We start from the raw sequence: 21,835 nt of genomic DNA on the forward strand, positions 1-21,835 counted from the left end.
TAAGTCAATTATAAAATGATAGGACAGGTATAGCATGAGTCGTGAAATCTTAACGGTAGTAGAAACTGTCAGTAATGAAAAGGGCTTAAATCCTGAAGACATCTTTGAAGCCATCGAAGATGCTTTGGTGGTATCCACGAAGAAAAAAGTCTATACCGATCAGCCAGAAGTAGCAGTGCGGGTAGCGATCGACCGTGCTACGGGCGATTACGATACCTATCGTTACTGGACAGTGGTAGCAGATGAAGACCATGAGATGCCTGCGTGTCAGCTTGCGATTACGGACCTTGATCAAGATGAGTGGTCAATTGGCGATGTTAAAGAAGAGCAGATTGAATCGATTGAATTTGGCCGTATTGCTGCGACGCAAGCCAAGCAAGTTATCATCCAAAAAATCCGCGAAGCGGAGCGCGCGCTTGTAGCCGACGCATTTGAGCCACGTATTGGCGAGATGATGTATGGCGAAGTCAAAAAACAAACGCGCGATGGTTATATCATTGATTTAGGTGACAACGCCGAGGGTTATTTGTCACGCGATCAGATGCTACCTCGTGAGCAATTACGTCCAAAATCGCGTATCAATGCTATTTTATATCATGTTAACCGTGAAAATCGCGGCGCACAGTTATTACTGTCACGTACGCACCCTGAAATGCTGTCAGCATTGATGCAGAAAGAAGTGCCTGAGATCGCAGAACAAATCATTGAAATTCGTAATGTCGCTCGCTTACCAGGTACGCGTGCTAAAATAGCGGTTAAAACCAACGATCATCGTATTGATCCAGTTGGCGCCTGTATCGGTATGCGTGGTACGCGTATTCAAGCAGTTCAGCAAGAGCTTGATGGGGAGCGTATTGATGTGGTGGTTTGGTCAGATGATCCTGCCCAATTTATCATCAGTGCTTTAGAGCCAGCCGATGTGAGCAGTATCATTTTGGACGAAGACACTCAGACAGCAGATATTATTTTTAGCACCAATGATCAGTTGGCGCGTGCGATTGGTTCACAAGGCCAAAACGTCCGTTTAGCCTCTGAATTAACCGGCTATAAGCTGAATATGATGCTCGAAGAAGAGTATCAACAGCGTCAAGAAAACGAAAGCAAAGCCTTTATCGAATTATTTTACGAGCGCTTAGAAGTCGATAGAGACTTAGCACAAGCGCTTGTCGATATTGGTTTTACCAGTATTGAAGAAGTCGCTTATGTGCCTGTCGAAACATTCTACGATATCGAAGGTCTAGACGACGAAGCGATCGACATGATTCAAGAGCGTGCCAAAGAAGTGGTCATCGCCGATGAATTGGTCAAACAACAGAACATGAAAGAGCCAAGTCAGGAGCTACAAGACCTTGAAGGAATGACAGTCAGTTGGGCTTATAAAATGGCGCAAAAAGACATCATTACCGTCGATGACTTGGCAGAACAAGCCGTCTTCGATTTAGAAGATATCGAAGGTTTAGATAGTGAAACCGCAGGAAAACTCATCATGAAAGCTCGGGAATCTTGGTTCAATGAATAAGCGGTAACTGCATATCGCTGTCTTTTAGTGATATGCTATCGATAATAAAGTGCTGGTGTTTATTGAATACCAATATCAGCCTTAACCCAATCATTTGTAGCCAACAACTGAATTGAACATATAGCAAATAATAGACAGTAGGTGATAATAAATGGCAGATAAGACCGTCAAAGAACTGGCAGATATGGTAGGCAAAACCGCAAGTGCTGTAAAACAGCAACTGGTAGATGCTGGACTGCCTGCTCGCGCAGAGGATGACCTAGTCACCGAGCTTGAGCAAGAGAAGTTGGTGACGTATTTAAAGCAAAGTCATGGTCAGCAAGAAAAGCGTCGTATTAGCCTAAAATCTAAGACGACTAGTACCGCGCGCGTGACCGGCTCTTCAGGAAAGTCTAAGAGCGTCAATGTGGAAGTGCGTAAAAAGAAAGTATTTGAAAAGCCTGACCCAGCGAAAATGGCTGAAGAATTGGCAGCTCGCGAGCAAGCAATGATTGAAGCACAAGAGCGTGCTGCTAAAGAAGCCGAAGAGCGTGCTGCTACTAAGAAAAAATCGGAAGAACGTCAAGCAGCGACCTTAGCAGCGATGCGTGCAAGCTTGGGCTCGAGCAAAAAGTCAGACGATAAGAATGACGATATTTCAACCTCAGTGGTTGTAAAAAAAGGCGGTAAAGCGGCAGTAGAAGTTAAACCAAAAGAGCAGCCGAAGAAGAAAGTTGCAGCGACAAAACCAAAAATTGAAACTGCGGCTGAGCGTAAAGCTCGTGAAGCCCGTGAGAAAGAAGAATCTCGCCTACGCGAAATCGAAGCAGAAACACGCCGTGCCCAAGCGGAAGAAGCACAAAAACGCACGCTTGAGCAAATGCGGAAAATGGCGGGTCAATATACAGACCGTGAACCAGTTTCTGAAGTTCGTAAAGATGAGCCATTGGCAGAAGGTTTGGTTGGTGACGCTCTAGAAGAGTCGTTTGAAAAAGAACGCCGTGAAATAAAACGTGGTGCCAACAGCACAGGTACTCGCGGTCGTCGTCGTAAAAACCAAGACGAGCGTGAAATTAAAAACCGTAAAAACGGCCTACGTTCAACGCAAGCATCACAGCATAAGTTCGAAAAGCCGCTTGATAAAATCATTTATGATGTCGAAATCAGTGAACACATTACTGTTTCTGACCTTGCCCAGCGTATGGCAGTTAAAGCGCGTGAAGTGACTAAGCTGCTGATGAAAATGGGTGAGATTGCTCGCGAATCAGATACGATTGATCAAGCAACGGCAAGTTTAATCGTTGAAGAGATGGGTCATAATCCTGTTCCTGTTAGCGATACGAAAGTTGAAGATGATTTACAAGATGCCGTTGATGAGCGTAGCAGTAACGTGCAAACGCGACCACCAGTGGTTACTATCATGGGTCACGTTGATCATGGTAAAACCTCATTACTTGATAAAATCCGTGAAACGAAGGTTGCGACTGGCGAAGCGGGCGGTATTACTCAGCATATCGGTGCTTATCATGTTAAAACCGATCGTGGTGTTATTACCTTCCTTGATACCCCCGGTCACGCCGCCTTTAGTGCCATGCGTTCTCGCGGTGCACAAGCAACGGACATCGTTGTCCTGGTTGTAGCTGCCGATGACGGTATGATGCCACAAACTGAAGAAGCAATTGATCATGCACGTGCTGCTGGCACGCCATTGATTGTGGCCATCAACAAAATGGATAAGCCAAGTGCTGACCCAGATCGTGTGCTCAATGAATTGACGGCTAAAGAAGTGGTTTCAGAAGAGTGGGGTGGTGATACCCCAATGGCTCGCATCTCAGCCAAAACAGGCGATGGTATTGATGAGTTATTAGAGCTTATCAGCCTACAAGCCGAGCTAATGGAGCTAGAAGCGCCGTTAGATGGAGCAGCTCAAGGTGTGGTCATTGAATCAAGACTTGAAAAAGGTCGCGGTCCAGTTGTTAGTGTTCTGGTTAAAAAAGGTACCTTGAAACAAGGTGACTTAGTACTAGCAGGTGAGCACTACGGTAAAGTTCGTGCAATGACCGATGAAAACGGTCAACGAATCAAATCAGCGGGTCCTTCTATCCCGGTAGAGATTTTAGGTTTACCTGAAACCCCAGCTGCGGGTAGCGAGTTCTTAGTCTTAACCGACGAGAAAAAAGCCCGTGAAGTTGCAGATTTCAGAACGAACCGTGAGCGCGAGCGCCAGCTTGAACGTCAGAATGCCATGCGTCTAGAGAGCATGTTCGATCAGATGGAACAAGGCGATGTATCATTCTTGAACATTGTATTAAAAACCGATGTTCGTGGCTCGCTTGAAGCGTTGCTTGCGGCATTAAATGAACTGTCAACCGATGAAGTTAAGGTCAGAGTGATTAGCTCAGGCGTTGGTCCAATCTCTGAGTCAGATGTGACATTGGCTGAATCTAGTGAAGCAGTATTGCTCGGCTTTAACGTTCGTGCAGATGCAACCGCACGCCGTAAAGCAGATACTGCGAACATGGATATTCGCTACTATAGCGTCATCTATGGTTTGATTGATGATGTCAAGGCTGCTATGAGTGGAATGCTTGCGCCTGAACATCGTGAGAAAATCTTGGGTGTTGCAGAGGTTCGTGAGGTATTCCGTTCTAGTAAGTTTGGTGCTGCGGCCGGTTGTATGGTAGTCGAAGGTACGATTTATCGCAATAAACCTATCCGCGTACTGCGTGATGACCAAGTTATCTTTACGGGTCAGCTACAATCATTACGTCGCTATAAAGAAGACGTTAATGAAGTACGTACTGGAATGGAATGTGGTCTAGCCGTTCGTGGTTACGACGTCGAAGCAGGCGATAAAATCGAAGTATTCGAAATCCAAGAGTTCGCACGTACTATCTAAAGCAGTTGTTTGACAATTTTTAATACTCAGCTGTACTTAGGCCTAACAGGTACACCCTGCTAGGCCTTTTTTAGCAAATGCCAGTCCTAAAGCTTGTTACTGAGTGAACCTATTCATCAATAAAAAATAAACCGTATGACCAATAAGGTAATAATATGAACCAACGTTTACAACGCTTAGCTGATCAGATTCAGCGTGAGCTTGCTGTCCTTATCCGTGATGAAGTTAACGACCCGCGATTGACAGGTTTTGTCACTATCTCTAGTGTCAAAGTCAGCCCAGACTTAGGTTATGCTGACGTTTATGTCACTATTATGGAGCCTGAGCTTAACGATGTCATGACCAAATCTAGTCATGAAGACAGCATCAAAGTCCTCAACAAAGCTGCTGGCTTCTTGCGCACCGAACTAAGCCACAGCCTAAAAACGCGCACGACTCCGCGTTTGCGTTTTCACTATGATGAAGTCACCGCTCGTGGTAACTATATGATGGACCTTATTAATAAGGCAGTCACCAAAACTGAGCAAAACGAGTCTGATGAGCAAGAAATTAACGAGTAATAGCTATTATGTCGAACGCCTCTACTAAAGCCTCTATGCCAGCCGCTGCAAAAACACATAAAACGCCTAAGAAAATTAAAGTCTCGGGCGTAATCTTAGTGGATAAGCCACAAGGTATGACCTCGCAGCAGGTCGTGTCAAAGGTGAAATATCTGTTTAAATCCCCCAACCATGACAGTAAAAAAGCTGGTCATACGGGAACTCTTGATCCGATGGCGACAGGTTTATTACCTATTTGTTTGGGGGAAGCGACGAAGTTTAGCCATTATCAACTTGATGCCGATAAGACCTATCAAGCAACCATTCTTTTGGGTAGTCAAACCGATACGGGCGATGCTGATGGACAGATTGTTGCTGAGAAATTTATTCCACAGTTTGATAGTAAAATATTAGAAAACGTTGCGCAGCAGTTTTTGGGAGCGCAGCAGCAAATTCCGCCCATGTATTCTGCCCTAAAAAAGGACGGCAAAAAGCTGTATGAATATGCCCGCGCTGGCATAGAGATTGATCGTCCGTCAAGAGATATAATCGTCAAAGCGATAGATCTAAAAGCTATCGATGACCACAACATTCAATTGACTGTGACGTGTTCTAAAGGGACATACGTTCGCGTATTAGCTGAAGATATCGCTAAAGTACTCGGTACGCTAGGACATTTGACCGCTTTACGGCGCTTACAGGTTGGCGATTTTAGTGTTGATAGTGCTATTACTTTGACGGATTTAGAAGCATTGGCGTTCGATAAGCGACTGGCGCATTTATTAGCAGTTGATGCCTGTATTGCCCTTGACGCCGTTTTGGTATTGACGGCAGAACAGTGCGCCCGTGTTCACATGGGGCAGCGCTTAAATGTGTTTGAGCAATTAACTGAGGATTTGCGAAACTATATATCAACTGCTATCGAGCAGCAGCAAAATAGTGACGAGAATGGTGCAGCGCAACAAGCTATTGCCAGTGAGAAAGAGGCTAGAAAAGTCGCTCCACTTCATGAGATAGCCGTAGATGTTCGTCTAATAGATGAGCAAGGACAGTTTATTGGCTTAGGTGCGGTAAGTCTAAATGGCCGATTGCAGCCCAAAAAGCTGATTCAGTTGTGAGACTATCTACTAGAGCGCTTCTGTGTCCATAACCCAAGATAGTTAAAACTTACTAAGAGTTTACACTAATCACATATCATCACATTTTATTGCAGGTTTCTCCTATAGTGAAACCTGCTTTTTTTGTATCTTAGTTAAGTCAGCTAGGGAAAGCAGACAAGGATAAAAAACAAAGAAAGATAAAAGATAATAATAACAAGAAAATAATATAAATTATAAAACTTAAGGATGCGTTAGATAAATAATGTATAAATAAGAAATAATTCTAATAAAATTATTATAATAATAAGTAGTCTATATAAAAATAAAAAGACATTAACTAATATAAAGATAAATACTGTATTTATAATAATTAAGGTTTGAAAATATAAAGTTCATGAATAAAATAATAAGGATTGCTATGAAAACCATTGCTTTTTTATTGCATAATAACTTTGAACAAGCAGAATATGAAGACGTTAATAACCAATTAAAAGATAAAGGTTATAAAACTATTCTTATTACTACTAATAAAGAAAAACAAGTTCAAGGCATGCAGCAGGACGTTAATAAAGGCGACACCTTTACTGCTGATATATTTGCCAAAGACGCAAATGTTGCTGACTATGACGCCTTAGTTCTACCAGGTGGAACCATCAATGGTGACACGATTCGAGGCAATAAAGAAGCGCATAGTATTATTAAGGCTATTAATAATGCAGGCAAACCATTGGCTGCGATATGCCATGCCCCATGGGTCCTGATTAATACAGGTATCGCTAAAGGCAAAACCTTGACAGCTTACCATAGCTTGCAAATAGATTTAGAAAACGCCGGCGCAACTTTTGTGGATAAAAGCGCACAAGTGGACGGTAACTTGATTACTTCGCGTAATCCTGATGATATTAAAGACTTTGTTGCGGCTATTGACAAAGCGCTATCCTAGACTAAATATTTAACATTCATATTAGAGACTAGATATTGTATATAGCTGTCTTAGTTCCATATAACCGTATTTTAAATATCAAATATAATCATAAAAAGGAAAATATTATGTCACATCCTAATCCTAATGATACGAAGCTTGAGCAACAACGTTCAGAATCTGCTACAGCGGCTTTAAAAGGCCAAACAGAAAATAATCATACAGAGGATACTGAAGCTGCCGCAGACCGTATTGCAGAAAATTTAGAAAATACTAAAAAAGACAAATAATTATTTTTTAGTCTATTTTGATTATATTTATAGAATCGGCTTTATGTGAAGTATTTCTTCTAGGGTTAACTTTATTTTTTAAAGTATTGATAAAGATAACTCATAATCCTAGTTGGAAATAAATACTATATATAAAGCAAGCGTTATAAGGTAGGAGTTATTATGAGTGATTCAATAGAAAATATGGATGCCCAAGAAAGAAGAATTAAAGAACAAGCTGAAGACATCAATCCTAGAGAAGATAAACTTCCTGATAGCTTGGCGGAGGCAACAACAGCGCCACTTCAGGATGATGAGCTTGGTGAAAATGCAACGCAAGACGAGGTTAAAAAATAATTTATAACTGTTTAATTTTTTAGGTCTTTCTCTAAGAAAGGTTTAGCACTGCATAAAGTGCGAAACTAACATAAAAAACTGCTGCTAGTTCAGCAGTTTTTTGCTATAATCGCTGTCACGTTTAAATTTCGTTTTATTCTTAACTAAACGTTCTAATTGATAAGTTTGTCGTACACTAGGTCAACTCTAGTAATGCAGGGTTGTCCTGAATGACGATTAAACTATTTTATTTTTTATTCTATTGTGCTTAGAGGCTTAAAATTTAAGTTTATCTTAGCGCATTTAGCATTGCCGGAGAGATTTATGCTAACCAATACCGATCGTGAACAAATCATTGCCCAATACCAACGCGGCGAAAACGACACAGGCTCACCAGAAGTTCAAGTTGCCTTGTTAAGTGCTCGTATCAATGACTTACAGAACCACTTTAAAGAACACAAAGCTGACCATCATAGTCGTCGCGGTCTTATCCGTATGGTTAATACGCGTCGTAAATTACTTGATTATTTAAAAGGTAAAGACCTTGGTCGCTATACCACCCTTATTAGCCAATTAGGTCTACGTCGTTAATTTGGCAATAAGAGTACCAATGGTGGCTAAAAAAGAATATGCCTTAATATGGCAGCATTTTAAAATTTTTGCTCAACCATTTGGCACTTGCTTGCTAAGCTCGATAAAATAGCTTTTTTCTAAAGACGGTGTGGAATAGTTTCACGCCGTTTTTTTATGCACATTTATATAAGTTTGACCGTTAAAAAATTGTGCCTAGCGTTATACCTTCAATGCGGCAGACGCTTATTTTAACCGACTTTTTTATACTGAACGGTTTATAACTGCGATGCGCAAACAGACAGTTTTGCATTTCATTGGTCAATGGCTATAAATCACTGTAAAATAATGCCTTATGAGTTTGAGAGTAGTACTCGCACTCGATTGAATATTTATATGACTTATCGTTATGGGTATGATTTATAAAACAGTGGCTAAAAACCAGATTTTAGTAAGTAAATAACGTTAAATCGTTTATTTAAATAAATCTATCAAATAAATAGGTAATAACATTTGCGCTAATCGACCCAGTTTTCAATTATGTTAACGTCAATTAGTAGCTAATCACGAGTAGCCAGTTACCAAGAATTTTTAATGACAGATATCAGCTTTTTGCGATGCTGATATCCCTTTCGTCAGTCAATATTAGGAAAATTATATGACAATGTTTAATACCATTAAGCGTGAATTTCAGTACGGCGACCAGCAGGTCGTTATCGAAACGGGCCGTATTGCTCGTCAAGCAAACTCTATTTTGGTTCACATGGGCGGCGTGACTGTCCTAGTAGCAGCAGTAGTAAAGTCTGATGCTAAAGAAGGTCAAAACTTCTTTCCATTGACCGTCAACTACCAAGAAAAAATGTATGCCGCCGGTAAAATTCCAGGTGCGTATGGTAAACGTGAAGGCCGTGCCAGCGAAAATGAAACCTTAACGTCGCGTCTGATTGACCGTCCTATTCGTCCACTATTTCCTGAAGGCTATGTGAACGAAATTCAAATTACCGCAACGGTTGTCTCGTCTGATAAAACTCAGTCGGCAGATATCGCGGCGCTCATCGGTGCTTCAGCAGCGCTGGCTATTTCTGATGCCCCATTTAATGGCCCTGTAGCAGCAGCGCGTGTTGGCTTTATCAACGGTGAATATGTCCTTAACCCAACGCTTGAGCAGCTTAAAGACAGCGACCTTGACTTGGTGGTTGCGGGTACCAAATCTGCAGTATTGATGGTTGAGTCAGAAGCGAAAGAATTGTCTGAAGACCAAATGCTAGGTGCGGTTTTATACGGTCATCAGCAGCAGCAAATTGTTATTGATAATATCGTGTCATTAGCAGAAGAAGTTGGTACCGCTAAGCAGCAGTATACCGTGCCTGTTCGCGATCAAGCGTTAGAAACCAGTATGAAAGAGCAGTTTGGCGAGCAAGTGGCCGATGCTTATACCATTACTAATAAGCAAGAGCGCTACAGCAAACTTGACGAAATCAAACAAGCGATCATCGAAGCATTGGCAGGTGACGCCGAAGCAGAAACCTATAATGATACGGTTGCTGAGCTAAAAGAGATTTATGAAGAGTTAAAATACCGCACCGTTCGTGACAATATCTTGTCAGGAAAGCCACGTATTGACGGCCGTGATCTTGAGACCGTTCGTGCCCTTGATGTTCAGGTGGGCGTATTGCCATATACGCATGGTTCAGCTTTGTTTACTCGCGGCGAGACGCAAGCATTGGTTACGACCACGCTTGGTAATACCCGCGATGTAAACATGATTGATTCACTAGCTGGTACCATTCGTGACCATTTCATGTTGCATTATAATTTCCCGCATTTCTCAGTCGGTGAAACCGGTCGTGAGGGCATTCCAAAACGCCGTGAAATCGGTCATGGTCGCTTAGCACGTCGCGGTGTTGAAGCCATGCTTCCAGATAGCGAACGCTTCCCATATGTGATTCGTGTGGTATCTGAAATCACTGAGTCAAATGGTTCCTCTTCTATGGCTTCAGTTTGTGGCGCGAGTTTGGCATTGATGGACGCTGGCGTGCCATTAAAAGCACCAGTTGCTGGTATTGCGATGGGTCTGGTGAAAGAAGGCGAGCGCTTTGCGGTATTGTCTGACATTCTAGGTGATGAAGATCATCTTGGCGATATGGACTTCAAAGTCGCGGGCTCAAAAGACGGTATCACTGCGCTGCAAATGGATATTAAAATCGAAGGTATTACCCCAGATATCATGGAGCAAGCGCTTAAGCAAGCTCATGCGGGTCGTATCCATATCTTAGAGGCGATGAACAAAGTATTGCCTGCGAGCCGTACTGAAATTAATGCTCATGCTCCTAACTATGCCGTGATCGAAATCAACCCAGAAAAAATTCGTGATGTGATTGGTAAAGGTGGCGCAACGATTCGTCAGCTGACCGAAGAAACTGGCGCGGTTATTGATATCGATGATGCGGGAACGATTCGTATTTTTGGTGAAAACAAAGCAGCAACCAAAGCGGCTATTGGCAAAATCGAAGCCATCACCGCTGAAGTTGAAGTTGGTAAAACCTACGAAGGTACGATTGCTCGTATCGTTGACTTTGGTGCGTTCGTTAATGTATTGCCAAACACCGATGGCCTCGTCCATATCTCACAAATCGCCGATGAGCGTGTAGAAAACGTTTCTGATTACCTAAAAGAAGGTCAAATCGTTAAAGTATTGGTACAAGACGTTGATAATCGTGGCCGTATTAAGCTAACCATGAAAGGTATCGAGCAAAGCTAGTCTTCGATACGTGATGTAGTTAAAATCTAAAAAACCGCTTTGGTTGCTGATAATGAGCACTCAAGGCGGTTTTTTTATGTCTTCAAAAAGGTGAGGAAAAGGAGAAATTAATTTATATGCTAATGTCTTTTGGAAGGTGAATATCGGTACGCAGCTTTGGTAAATCTTGCAAATGCTGGGTGATAAGAGGCAAGATATCAGTGTGCCACTCTAAAACAGTTGGCGTTGTTATTTGGGCGTTGTCAGCAATATGATTTTGAGCAGAGTTTTTTTGCGAATAATGAGCAATAAGCGGACGGGCTAATAGAGCAATCCTGCGAACGCCCTGATAACGAATAAGCGGGACGAGCTGCTGCTGTAGATCGATCAGAGCCGCTGTTAACCAGCGTGACCTTGTTGGATGATAAGGATGGTCTGAGATAATCAGGTTAGCAATATAACTCGGCTGGCTACCATTGCTACTGACGCCAAGTCCAGCTTGCTCACGTGAGCGTTTGTGCAGTAGACAGCTACCAACCATTAAGCTACCATCTCGGCAAGCACAATAGTAGCGTTGGTAATTATCAGGATATAAGTCTTTGCTTCGCGCAAGGATAGGGTCTAACAAAATACCAACGTTATTTACGGGCAATATCAGCAATTGCGCGCTGCTATTTAAAATAGGGTCGTGGGTTAGTTGTAAAGACGCCATTATCAACCCCATTATAAAAATTAATATTATCTTACGCTATTTTTTGCGCTTTCAGATGCTTCTAATTGGGCGATTTGCTGCTCAAGTAAGGCAATTTGCTCAGCTTTCATCTCTGTCAGCTGTTTATTCATCGTCAATTGCTCAGCGGCTAATTTTTCTTGTTCTGCTAAGCGCCGACGCTCATCTTCCAAACGATCTATCTCTTCTTTCGCCAAGCTGTCAGTTTCTGGCAAAGGCGCATTTAAGATAACTTCAGGATCAGGTATCTGACTGTCTGTGTTTGTAGAATCATCGGTGTGTAAAGTTGGATTGGTATTATCCGATGTATTGTTATCATTGTCTAATGGCGTAGTATTTGATTGTGCAGCAGTGCCATTGTCTTGCTCAGTAGTCGATGGCGTACTTTCAATAGGCGTGGTATTAGTTTGTGATGAATTGTTTTTCCAAATCAAGTAGCCAATTAAGAAAGCGGCCAGAATGACAATTGGCCACCATTTTTGGCGCAATTTAGTAGATCTCTTTTTCGGCGAATTAGTCGTTAAAGGTCGCATTCTTTTCTTATTCATACGATGGTCGATTTATGTTAAAGAGAAAAGTAGCCATACTATAGCAAACTCAAAATAAAAAGCCTATCTATTGCTAGATAGGCTAGTAGTTATTAAAACTTGACGTTGGTGATTAAACATTATATTTAGAGTTTAAACTTCACCGTTCCCCTAGTACCCGTTGACATGGCATCGCGGGTCAGTTGGTCCTCTAAATGATTTTTAGCACTGATAGTATTAGGGTCGGGGCGATGTTCGGTATGTCCACACTGGGTGCATTCGATATATTCATCAGCTTCGGGTGTGACGATGTTTACTTGCATCACTGCGTCTAGCGCTTGACATTTGGGACAGCGAACACCTGCTAAAAATCGACGCTTTGGGGTTGATGATTGATAGCGCATCTAGATGACCTCGCGCGTCGTTTTAGCATTAGTGGCAGCGTCATTTTTAGCCTTGTCAAAACCATTGTGACGTAGCAGGGCATCAATACTGGCGCTGCGACCACGGAAATTTTCAAAGTTGGTCTTGGCTGGAAAACTACCGCCCACGGATAAAATAGTCTCGCGGAAGGCTTTTCCTGTGATTGGGTTAAATATACCGTCTTCTTCAAACTTACTAAAAGCATCGGCAGACAACAACTCTGCCCATTTATACGAGTAATAACCGGCCGCATAGCCACCTGCAAAGATATGACTAAAGCCATTGGCGAAACGGTTATAGTCAGGTGTCTGCATGATAGCAATGTCGTCTCGAACGGTATTGAGGGTCGCCAAGATACCCTCATAATCGAGCGCTGGCGAATGCGCATGAATCAACAAATCAAAAAGAGCAAACTCGATTTGACGTAGGGTTTGCATGCCACTTTGGAAATTCTTTACCGCGAGTAAAGCAGCAAGTTTATCTTTTGGTAATGGCTCACCGCTTTCAACATGGCTACTTATTAAAGCAATCCCTTCGGCATCCCACGCCCAATTTTCCATAAACTGGCTGGGCAGCTCGACCGCATCCCACTCAACGCCATTAACGCCAGCAACATCGCCAACGGTGACTTGGGTTAGTAAATGGTGTAAACCGTGACCAAACTCATGGAACAAAGTTAACACTTCATCATGCGTCAACAAGCTTGGTTTACCATCGAGAGCGGGGGTAAAGTTACCGACCATAAAGCACACAGGCAGCTGCTCGTGACCTTGTTCAGTGTACGTATAGCGTGATTGGAATCCACTCATCCACGCACCGCCGCGTTTACCGCTACGAGCAAATAAGTCGAAATAAAAACCCCCGAGTAATTTATCATCCGCGTCAAACAACTGATAAAAACGCACGTCGTCATGCCAGCGCGACACAGATTCGCTTTGCTCTTGTACTTTGATACCGTATAAACGCTCTACAATCGTAAATAATCCGCTAATAACCTTTGGTAAAGGGAAATAAGGTCTTATCTCTTCTTGCGACAAGCTAAACTCGCTTTGTTTGACTTTTTCGGCGATATAAGCGCTGTCCCATGGCTGTAATTCCTCAATACCATACTCCTGCGCGTACTTTTGCAGCTGAGCTAAGTCTTGTTTGGCCGTTGGCGTTGCTTGCGTCGCTAAATTGCGTAAGAAGGTTTCAACTTCTGCGACGCTATCCGCCATTTTGGTCGACAATGAGACTTCCGCATAATTATTAAAGCCTAATAATTTGGCCTTTTGCTCACGTAATTGCAAAATTTGACCCATGATATCGGCGTTATTGAGTGATTCGCCTTTCGCACTGGTATGAGTATCAAACTCAGAGGCGCGGGTGACATAAGCGCGGTATAGCGTCTCTCGTAAGTTACGATCATCAGCATGGGTCATAACAGCAAGATAAACCGGAATATTTAAGCTCGCCACATAATACGGGTCCGGTAATGCGTCGATATCAGCTTGCGTGAGCGTACCGCTAGCAAGTTCACGCGCTTTATATTGTTCGCCTGCATCTGCCAATAGTGCCAAACCACTTTCAGTTAAACCTGCCAATTGTTCCTGCGCTAGCGGTAGCGCATACGCTTGGGTGGCATCTAATATGTGGTCCGAAAACGTCGCTGATAAAGTAGATAGCCTACTTTGAATAGCAGCAAATGTTTCTTGTTCAGCTTTTGGTAGCGCAACGCCTGAGAGCTCAAAGCTACGTAACGCAAGCTCAATCGCTCTCGCCCGTGCTGGCTCTAGGGCAGCAAAAAACTCTTTGTCATTGACGATAACTTGATAACGGCTAAATAACTGCTGATGCTGACCAACACGTGTGCCATAAGCGGACAGTTTGGGCAGCAGTTCATGATGGACGTGACGGGTGTCATCGTTACTCATCACGCTATTAAGATGTGACAAAATTCCCCAACTACGATCTAAGGCCAAGTTAATATGGTCAAAACGCACCACATCTGTTAATGCCTGCTCAGCGCTGATGTTGCTGTCTGTTGGCATGGCATCTAAAAAAGCATTGGCAGTATCAATAGCGCTGATGACTTGATCTTGCAAAGTATTAGGTGCTGCACTGGTAAAATCAACAAGGTGTAACTCTGGAGAAATTGAGGTCATAAAGGTATCCACTATTTGATATGAATTATTATTGATTAGATAAAGTGTTATTGATGTTATCTAAAAGATGGGTATAAAGCAGTTGAAATACAACCCAGCTAAAATATCTGATTTTGAAAATGAACGTTAACTATTGATGCTACGCAAGGTTAACTAAGCTTCACTTACAAAGCGTCATCATTTACTTGCAAATTAACCCTACAGGGAGCGCGGGCAAGTTGTTAGCATCTTAGGAATGGCAGGACTTAATATAATAAATACAAGATAAGTAACTATTAACTACTAAAAAACCATCTTAATCTTAATGTATAAACCAATGATAATAAAATAAGGAGCAGTATTTATGAAAGCCACTCTTAAAAGTTTACGTGAGACCAAAGCCGATCCAGCTGTCAGTATTTTTGTAAAAACTCACCGTGAGCATCCTGATAATCAAAAAGATCCTATCGCGCTAAAAAACCAATTAAAAGTCGCTGAAGAACGCCTGACCAACGAATACGATAAGCGTATCGCAACCACCATTTTAGAAAACATTCAAAATAAAACCAGCGATCTTAATCATAATTATAACCTAGATACTTTAGCAATATTTGCCAGTACCGATGACGTCCAAATTGTTCGTATGCCCGTCGATACCAAAGAGCGAGTCATTATCTCAGATAGATTTGCGACGCGTGATTTGGTTCGTGATATGGCCAGTGCGGTAAATTATTATACCGTCGTGTTAACACGTGAAAATGCACGCTTGATTGAAGCGTCTAATGATCGGGTCATCAGAGAGTTTGATAAAGATGATGATGCGCAAAATAATATGGAAGGCATCCCATTTCCTATCGAAAATAACAGTTTATATCTTACAGGCGATGGGGGTTCTGATCGCTCAGCCAATAATGAAAGTAGCTCTCTAAAAGAGTTTTTTAATCAAGTCGATAAAAGCGTGCAAGAGCTATGGGGCGAGAATAAAATGTCACTTGTTGTCGTGGGCGATGCAAAGAATATCGGTTACTATCAAGAGGTTTGTGACCGTCCAGATAATATTATCGGCACCGTCTCAAACGCCACCAATTTAGAGGGCGCCGCCCAGCATATTATTGATAGCGTTCAAGAAGCAGTAGAAGGCTATCGCACGTCATTACATCAAGCGGCTATGGGCGAAATTGATAGAGCGCGCGGTGCCAACATGCTACAGACTGACTTACAAGAAGTCTATCGCAGCGCATTTCAAGGTGTCGGCGAAACCTTATACGTGCGTCGCGGTTATATGCAACCTGCCAAAATTGATGAGCAAGCGCAGACCTTAAACATGGCAGAGGACACGGCGGAAAAAGGCGTGACTGACGATGCGGTTGGCGAAATCATCGAACATGTCATTCATAATGGCGGCAAAGTCGTATTTATGCCGCAAGAACTCATGGGTGAAGATCAGCCAATTGCTCTAGTGACTCGCTATTAATCGATTGCTGATATTCATTAACGAATTAGCCATCGTTACGACATAGGTATAATATAAGAGCATTGGTTCGAGATGAATCAATGCTCTTTTTTATAATGATTTAAGTTGACACTTATCCTATGACTCGTTTCGTCATAAAATTCTAATAGAGCGTTCTCCACCCTTACTATAACAATACTGAGTTTATAACTGATAAATTTATGACTAATACCACCTCCTTTGTTTTAACCAGCTACAATATTCATAAAGGCATGTCGCCGATGAATCGCCAAGTCAAGATTCAAGGTATCGCCAAAGCGCTTGAAATTATTGGCTCAGACATCCTGTGTTTGCAAGAAGTTCAAGGTCAAAATCTCAAGCGTAACTTGCAGTACAATGAATATCCTGACCAATCGCAGCATGAATGGTTTGGTGAATATCTACAACTGCAAAATAGCTATGGCAAAAACTCAGAGTATGAAAACGGTCATCATGGCAATGCGGTACTCAGTCGTTTTCCTCTAGACCCAAAACACAACGTCAATATTACGGTTAATAAGCTTGAGCAGCGCGGTGTCCTGCACTGTGAAGTGCAACCGTTAGGGTGGGAGAAGCCTGTGGTGGTGTTATGCGCTCACTTAAATCTCTTTGAGCGCGACCGCATTAAGCAATATGAAGCCATTTCTAATTATGTGCGTAATGAGATTGCGGCCGATCAGCCATTGATTTTGGCGGGTGATTTTAATGACTGGAAAAAAATGTCTTGCGACAGGCTCGCGTCAAGCTTGGGTATGACCGAAGCCTTTAAGCATTGTCATGGTAAATTGCTTCCGACCTTCCCCGCGAAGCTACCCGTGCTCAGCTTAGATCGTATCTATGTGCGTAACCTAAGAGTAAAGGATGCATGGGTGCACACGGGTAAGCCTTGGTCGACGCTATCGGATCATCTGCCGTTAAGTGCAGAGTTGACACTGCCATAAAATAATTTATCTATAATTAAAAAATCTGTAAATCAACCAAAAAAAGGTATACGAATAATACAAGGAGAATAGAGTATGTCTGATAAACAACTACCAACGACGCAGCACGCCGTACTAATCCGTGAGTTTGGCGCACCTGAAGTAATGAAGTATCAAGATAAGGTCGCTATTCCTGAGTTAAAAGGTAATCAAGTATTAATTAAAGTCGCTTATGCAGGTATCAACCCCGTCGATTATAAAACCCGTCAAGGTAAAGGCTGGGGCGCTGATGCGATTCAAAAAAACAAATTCGATAAGGACGAGCCAGCTATTTTAGGGTTTGATGTCGCCGGGCGTGTGGTTAAAACTCATAGCGATAAATTTACAGTCGGCGATAACGTCGCTGCCCTCAGTTTTGATGGCAGCTGCTACGCTGAATACGTGGCGGTTGACGCTGATTTACTGGCAAAAGTACCTGAGTCTATGACATTAGAGCAAGCAGGAGCATTGCCCTGTATCGGACAAACGGCGTTCCAGTTTGTAGAATTTGCCGACGTTAAAAATGGAGAACACGTGGTAATAAATGCGCCAGCGGGCGGCGTTGGTCATTTAGCGATCCAGTTTTTGATAAAAAAAGTGGCATCGGATAATATTAAAGTAACGGTTATTTGCTCGCCAGAGAAATATGCCAAACTTGACGACCTGATAGATAAAAATAAGCTGACAGGCTGGATTGATTATACCAAGGACGACCATTTTCCGGATTTGCAAGCCGATGTGCTAATGGATTTAGTCGGTGACGATGCGGGCGTGCGTGCATTAAGTGTGTTGAAATCTGGTGGTCGCGTCAAAGTGCTTCCAACGATTTGGGTAGATAAACTAAAAGATGCCGGAAGCGATAAAGACTTAAGCGTTGATGGCTATGCAGTGCAGCCAAATGGTCAGGATATGGCAACAGTCTTACAAGACATCGCTGATGGCAAGCTGACATTGCAAATTCAGCAAACCTATCTCTTGTCTGACGTGGTCGCCGCGCACCGCGAGCTGGAAAAAGGCGATACCTTTGGCAAGATTGTGTTAAATGTAAGCCAGTAAAGGTGCTGGCAGGCGAGTTCGCTTAATGGCTCATCTGTCTAAAGGTTAGGCTAATACGACCATCTAAAACTTTTTTCGTCTTAGTGACTGTATGCTTCCAAAACTTTTGCGTATCGCCATGCATAACGATGAGCTGACCGGACTCAAGATAAAGCTCGACTTTATCTTGAGTTTTTTTATGCTTCAAGACAAATTTTCGTGTAGCACCAAGTGACAAAGAAGCGATAACTGGCTGATTGCCAAGCTCATTTTCGTCATCGGCATGATAACCCATACCCTCATCGCCAGACGGATAATAATTGAGCAAACAAGAATTAAAATTGGTCTGAATACCAATATCTGATAATTGCTGTTCGACATGTTGTTTCACATGAAACACCGCATCTGTCCATGCTATCGCTTGCCGCGTGTGACCAGAGTATTGATAATTGCTATCACCGTTACCCATCCACACAATCTGCCGAGTAGTGACATGGGTTTTACCAAATAAGGTCACGATGTCAGACTGCCAAGGTAGTCGAGTTAACAAGGCATAATATAAGGCACTTGGGTAGTCGATCACGATTCCTAAGTCATTTACCTTACCATCGTAAGGCAATAAATTATCGGTAGGTTCGGGTGCAAAAAGGTCTGTCATCGCTCAAATAGCTCAGCTTATTTACTGTTTTCATAATGCTCATTGATAATTTGCGCACACAATTTGGGCGCTTCCATTGGCAAGAGATGACCGTAGTCTGGCAAAGCGATAATACGGTCAGCGGGAACAAATTTTTGCCATTGTCTGCGCACTTTATCATTGATAAATAAGGTCGGTTTTCCAGTGATGAGGGTATAAGGACAGCTCAGATTTTTTAGCGCGGCGTCGATATGAGGTGCACCAAAATAATTGGCAAGCTCTTGCTCAGGGGCGAACATCAAGTCGAAGCTGCCATCATTGTTGGTCGTCAAACTTTGCTCAGCAAAAACTTTCAGATTCTCATTACTGATGCGTTTATAAGCCCGTTGCGCGCGCAAATGCTCATAATAATCATCAACGCTTGCCCACGTCGATTGCTTAGTTAAGGTGCTCTTAAAGGGTTCTCGGCTTAGCAGCATTTTACGTGGTAATAAGTTATAAAAGGTGGCTTGTTTTTTGGTAAAGGTCACAGGCTCGATTAAATACAGCTGGGAGAATAAGTCGGGGCGTTTCGCTGCCGCCATGGCGGTGGCCGTTGCGCCCTGCGAATGTCCAATACCAACGATAGGCGCGTCTTGGGTTTTTTCCAAAAACTCAATCAGTATGTCAGCATCTTGCTCGCGGGTGAGGCGCTGCACTTGCGGTTTATCATACCAATAGCCACGTAAAGCCAGCGCGGATAAATTAAACTCAGTGGCTAGCTCATTTAACAATGGTGCATAAGTACCAACAGTAAAGCTGTTTCCGCCATAAAAGTGAGCAGGCTGGCGTTTAGGGTTGTTTGATTTTGTCGATGAATTCAGCAGTTGTAAATCATAATAGCGCGCTTGTTTGCCATCGATGTCGATACGTTTGGTAAAAGTTTCCATAAAAATGACACTTCCTTGTGGCGGTTTTTTAACCATTATTTCTAGATTTTATTATTAACTTGCGATCAGCTGTCTTCACCTAAGAATCCACCACTTTGACGCTGCCACAAGCGTGCATAAACGCCATTTGACGCCAATAGTTCATCATGACTGCCTTGCTCAATGATACGGCCTTTATCCATCACCACCAATCTATCAAGCGCAGCAATGGTCGATAATCTATGCGCAATCGCAATCACGGTTTTGCCCGTCATGATGTCATTTAGGCTCTCAGTAATGGCAAATTCAATCTCAGAGTCAAGGGCACTGGTCGCCTCATCTAATAGTAAGATCGGTGCATTTTTGAGCATGACGCGTGAAATGGCAATGCGCTGACGTTGACCGCCAGACAGCTTAACACCGCGCTCGCCAACTTGAGTATCAAGTCCGGTATTGCCTTTATCATCATATAAATCTTTAATAAAGTCCCATGCTTGGGCTTGTTTGGCCGCCGTGATGATTTCTTCATCGGTTGCGTCAGGACGACCGTAAGCGATATTTTCACGGACGGTACGGTGCAATAATGACGTATCTTGGGTGACCATGCCGATTTGCTGACGCAGCGACTCTTGGGTAACTTCGTCAATCGCTTGCCCATCAATGTAGATTTTCCCTTTATCTACATCAAAGAAGCGTAAGAGAAGGTTAACTAAGGTTGATTTACCAGCGCCTGACCGCCCAACCAGACCAATTTTTTCACCAGGTTTAATATCCAAATAGAAGTCATCTAGCAGCTTGGTGTATGAATTTACATCTGCTGAAACAGTGGTATTGACCTTAATGTCATCAAGGCGCTTGTCTTCTAAGTGAGCATTTAAACCTGTGTCATCGTCTTCGCTCTCATAACTAAAATCAACATGGTCGAAGACAATACGACCATCAGTGACTTTAAGTATGGAAGCGTTCGGCTTGTCGACGATGGTTTGCGGGGCAGATAAAGTGCGCATCCCATCTTGTACCGTACCGATACTTTCAAATAGACTGGCGGTTTGCCACATAATCCAGCGCGTCAGACCATTTAAACGCAGCGCCATCGCAGTCGCGGCGGCAATCGCACCAACGCCAACCGCACCTTGCTGCCATAAATAAATCCCAATACCAGCCGTACTACTGACCAAAATCACACTGATAAGGTGGGTGGATACCTCAAGATAGCTGACCCAGCGCATTTGCGCATGAACGGTATTTAAAAACTGTCCCATGGCATTTTTGGCATAACCAAGCTCACGGCGCGAGTGGCTAAACAGCTTAACCGTCATAATATTGGCATAAGCATCGGTAATGCGTCCCGTCATCAAAGCGCGGGCATCGGCTTGTACAATCGCGGTTTGCTTAAGTTTGGGAATAAAGTACCACATCGCCAGCCAAACCAAAACAAACCAAGTAATAAAGGGGATCAACAATAAGCTGTCTAAATTAAATAAAATTACCCCAGAGGTAATAAAGTAGACGGCGACATACATAAACATATCGGTGACCGTCATCACGGTATCGCGTACCGCTAATGCCGTTTGCATCACTTTGGCCGAAACCCGACCAGAAAATTCATCTTGATAAAATTGCATCGATTGCCCAAGCATTCGCTGATGAAAACGCCAGCGCATTTGCATTGGAAAAACGCCTTGCAAGGTTTGAAAATGTATAAATGACGATAAGGCAATCCAGAACGGACTCAAAATCATCACTGCCAGTATCAAAAGCAGCATGTCACGTTTTTCTGACCATAGATTTTGCGGCGTATAAACGCCAAGCCAGTCGACGATGTTGCCAATCCAAGCAAACAGCATGGCCTCGTAGATACCGATGCCCGCAGACAAAATCATAAACAGCAATAGCCAGCCGCGAAGTCCTTTAGTACACGCCCACATAAACTTCATCATGCCATCGCGCGGTGAGGGCAGGGGCATAGGTGTATCAGGAAAGGCGGGCAGGCGGGTTTCAAAAAAGCGAAATAGAGCGTTCATAGGCAGTCAGAGAGCATTCATAGCAGTACGCCAAGATAAACGTCATAAAGCGCTATCTTGAATCTTTACTTTTGTTATTAGGATTGATTGTTATTTTAACAAAA

General features: G+C 43.0%; 19 protein-coding genes. 12 read left to right on the top strand and 7 right to left on the bottom strand.

What is annotated here, in order from left to right; translation table 11 throughout:
* The first annotated feature begins 34 nt into the window (after nucleotides 1-34).
* The 9 genes from nusA (at nucleotide 35) to pnp (ending at nucleotide 10,894) form a co-directional block, all read left to right on the top strand.
* Nucleotides 35-1,519 (top strand): transcription termination factor NusA, encoded by a 1,485-nt coding sequence (gene nusA, locus B4K26_RS00830; RefSeq protein WP_296242991.1) that lies wholly within the window; start codon nucleotides 35-37, stop codon nucleotides 1,517-1,519.
* A 151-nt stretch (nucleotides 1,520-1,670) separates the two neighbouring features.
* Nucleotides 1,671-4,397: a translation initiation factor IF-2 gene (gene infB / locus B4K26_RS00835; RefSeq protein ID WP_296242992.1), complete on the top strand. Its 2,727-nt coding sequence runs from the start codon at nucleotides 1,671-1,673 to the stop codon at nucleotides 4,395-4,397.
* 155 nt (nucleotides 4,398-4,552) lie between these two features.
* Nucleotides 4,553-4,957, top strand: a complete 405-nt coding sequence (locus tag B4K26_RS00840; RefSeq protein WP_296242993.1) for a ribosome-binding factor A — start codon at nucleotides 4,553-4,555, stop codon at nucleotides 4,955-4,957.
* Nucleotides 4,958-4,965: 8 nt separating this feature from the next.
* Nucleotides 4,966-6,054 (top strand): tRNA pseudouridine(55) synthase TruB, encoded by a 1,089-nt coding sequence (gene truB, locus B4K26_RS00845; protein WP_296242994.1) that lies wholly within the window; start codon nucleotides 4,966-4,968, stop codon nucleotides 6,052-6,054.
* Between the two features lie 400 nt (nucleotides 6,055-6,454).
* Entirely contained in the window at nucleotides 6,455-6,979 is a 525-nt protein-coding gene (locus B4K26_RS00850) for a type 1 glutamine amidotransferase domain-containing protein (RefSeq protein ID WP_296242995.1), read from the top strand.
* 107 nt (nucleotides 6,980-7,086) lie between these two features.
* On the top strand, nucleotides 7,087-7,248 hold the full coding sequence (locus B4K26_RS00855) for a hypothetical protein (protein WP_296242996.1): 162 nt from the start codon (nucleotides 7,087-7,089) through the stop codon (nucleotides 7,246-7,248).
* Nucleotides 7,249-7,410: 162 nt separating this feature from the next.
* Nucleotides 7,411-7,584, top strand: a complete 174-nt coding sequence (locus tag B4K26_RS00860) for a hypothetical protein (protein ID WP_296242997.1) — start codon at nucleotides 7,411-7,413, stop codon at nucleotides 7,582-7,584.
* Nucleotides 7,585-7,887: 303 nt separating this feature from the next.
* Nucleotides 7,888-8,154, top strand: a complete 267-nt coding sequence (gene rpsO / locus B4K26_RS00865) for a 30S ribosomal protein S15 (protein ID WP_058023603.1) — start codon at nucleotides 7,888-7,890, stop codon at nucleotides 8,152-8,154.
* Between the two features lie 637 nt (nucleotides 8,155-8,791).
* The gene (gene pnp, locus B4K26_RS00870; protein WP_296242998.1) at nucleotides 8,792-10,894 is read left to right on the top strand and encodes a polyribonucleotide nucleotidyltransferase; all 2,103 of its coding nucleotides are present in this window, start codon (nucleotides 8,792-8,794) and stop codon (nucleotides 10,892-10,894) included.
* A gap of 112 nt (nucleotides 10,895-11,006) precedes the next feature.
* Here the strand turns inward: pnp and B4K26_RS00875 are convergent, their stop codons facing one another.
* The 4 genes from B4K26_RS00875 to B4K26_RS00890 form a co-directional block, all read right to left on the bottom strand.
* Nucleotides 11,007-11,585 carry a hypothetical protein gene (locus B4K26_RS00875; RefSeq protein ID WP_296242999.1) on the bottom strand — a complete coding sequence of 193 codons (579 nt, stop codon included), beginning with the start codon at nucleotides 11,583-11,585 and terminating at the stop codon, nucleotides 11,007-11,009.
* 26 nt (nucleotides 11,586-11,611) lie between these two features.
* Nucleotides 11,612-12,151, bottom strand: coding sequence for a hypothetical protein (locus B4K26_RS00880; RefSeq protein ID WP_296243000.1), 540 nt, complete (start codon nucleotides 12,149-12,151; stop codon nucleotides 11,612-11,614).
* Between the two features lie 125 nt (nucleotides 12,152-12,276).
* The gene (locus B4K26_RS00885) at nucleotides 12,277-12,534 is read right to left on the bottom strand and encodes a YheV family putative metal-binding protein (protein ID WP_296243001.1); all 258 of its coding nucleotides are present in this window, start codon (nucleotides 12,532-12,534) and stop codon (nucleotides 12,277-12,279) included.
* Entirely contained in the window at nucleotides 12,535-14,697 is a 2,163-nt protein-coding gene (locus B4K26_RS00890) for a M3 family metallopeptidase (RefSeq protein WP_296243002.1), read from the bottom strand. It lies immediately after the preceding gene.
* Between the two features lie 343 nt (nucleotides 14,698-15,040).
* Here B4K26_RS00890 and B4K26_RS00895 point away from each other — a divergent pair, with 343 nt between their 5' ends.
* The 3 genes from B4K26_RS00895 (at nucleotide 15,041) to B4K26_RS00905 (ending at nucleotide 18,183) form a co-directional block, all read left to right on the top strand.
* Complete coding sequence (locus B4K26_RS00895) at nucleotides 15,041-16,150, top strand: hypothetical protein (protein WP_296243003.1); 1,110 nt, start codon at nucleotides 15,041-15,043, stop codon at nucleotides 16,148-16,150.
* A 200-nt stretch (nucleotides 16,151-16,350) separates the two neighbouring features.
* Nucleotides 16,351-17,109 (top strand): endonuclease/exonuclease/phosphatase family protein, encoded by a 759-nt coding sequence (locus tag B4K26_RS00900; protein WP_296243004.1) that lies wholly within the window; start codon nucleotides 16,351-16,353, stop codon nucleotides 17,107-17,109.
* Nucleotides 17,110-17,184: 75 nt separating this feature from the next.
* Nucleotides 17,185-18,183 (top strand): NADP-dependent oxidoreductase, encoded by a 999-nt coding sequence (locus B4K26_RS00905; RefSeq protein ID WP_296243005.1) that lies wholly within the window; start codon nucleotides 17,185-17,187, stop codon nucleotides 18,181-18,183.
* Nucleotides 18,184-18,205: 22 nt separating this feature from the next.
* On the opposite strand, the gene B4K26_RS00910 is transcribed toward B4K26_RS00905, so the two are convergent.
* The 3 genes from B4K26_RS00910 to B4K26_RS00920 all read right to left on the bottom strand — a co-directional run bounded on the left by B4K26_RS00910 (nucleotide 18,206) and on the right by B4K26_RS00920 (nucleotide 21,731).
* A complete protein-coding gene (locus tag B4K26_RS00910; RefSeq protein WP_296243006.1) occupies nucleotides 18,206-18,820 on the bottom strand; it encodes an alpha-ketoglutarate-dependent dioxygenase AlkB family protein in 615 nt (204 codons plus the stop codon).
* A 17-nt stretch (nucleotides 18,821-18,837) separates the two neighbouring features.
* On the bottom strand, nucleotides 18,838-19,728 hold the full coding sequence (locus B4K26_RS00915) for an alpha/beta fold hydrolase (RefSeq protein WP_296243007.1): 891 nt from the start codon (nucleotides 19,726-19,728) through the stop codon (nucleotides 18,838-18,840).
* A 65-nt stretch (nucleotides 19,729-19,793) separates the two neighbouring features.
* Nucleotides 19,794-21,731, bottom strand: coding sequence for an ABC transporter ATP-binding protein (locus B4K26_RS00920; protein ID WP_296243008.1), 1,938 nt, complete (start codon nucleotides 21,729-21,731; stop codon nucleotides 19,794-19,796).
* Between the last annotated feature and the right edge of the window lie 104 nt (nucleotides 21,732-21,835).

The organism is Psychrobacter sp. UBA6766 (assembly GCF_002453355.1).
Classification (GTDB): domain Bacteria; phylum Pseudomonadota; class Gammaproteobacteria; order Pseudomonadales; family Moraxellaceae; genus Psychrobacter.